Raw genomic sequence first — 675 nt, 5'->3', positions numbered from 1 at the left:
CCGGCGGGCAATACCTTGCTGTTTGCGGGCTTGATCATTGTGGGCCTGGGCTGCGCACCCATTTACCCCAGCATCATTCACGAAACACCGGCCAATTTCGGGCGCAACCTCAGCATGTCCATGACCGGTGTGCAGATGGCGGCCGCCTATGTGGGCACCACGCTGCTGCCGCCGTTCTTCGGGTTGCTGGCCCAGCATATCAGCATGGGACTGTTCCCGTGGTACCTGCTGACGGCGTTGATTCTGATGACTGTTTCGTCCGAGGCAATGCACCGCAAGACGGCGGCGCATCGGGCGGCCAATCCCGGCGTGTGAGAAACGGTATTCCGGGGAAATTCACCCCCATAAGAGCAAAACAGAAACAGGAGGAGGGTCCTTATGCAGAAATGCAGCCTTTGCGGCGGCAAGGTCGTCAATGGACGGTGCCAGGATTGCGGCATGCCCATTCCGGACGAAAAACGCTACACCCTGCGCAGCGAAACCGCCCATACCCATGAGGTCAACGGGGAAAAAGTCCTGCACCGTGTGCGGCAGGCACCCGGTAAAAAGCCGGTGTACACCTGCCCGCCGGAACGGTTTGGCAGGCAAAACGCATCCGGCCGCCGGGACATGGACGGAGGAAAGAACAGGAAAAAGAGCGGCGCCCAGATTGCCTGGAGTGTGATCGCAGTGATT

Annotated in this window: 2 protein-coding genes; both read left to right on the top strand. The window is 59.9% G+C overall.

Features of this window, described 5'->3' with window-relative positions; translation table 11 throughout:
- Positions 1-315 (top strand): MFS transporter (locus H6B10_RS14940; protein ID WP_430661770.1); only part of this gene is annotated, 315 nt, incomplete at its 5' end.
- 63 nt (positions 316-378) lie between these two features.
- The coding region (locus tag H6B10_RS14935; protein ID WP_345941863.1) for a hypothetical protein at positions 379-675 on the top strand (297 nt) is incomplete at its 3' end.

It is taken from the genome of Gemmiger formicilis (assembly GCF_016901605.1).
In the GTDB taxonomy this organism is placed as follows: domain Bacteria; phylum Bacillota; class Clostridia; order Oscillospirales; family Ruminococcaceae; genus Gemmiger; species Gemmiger formicilis_B.
This window is presented reverse-complemented; position numbering and strand designations above follow the sequence as displayed.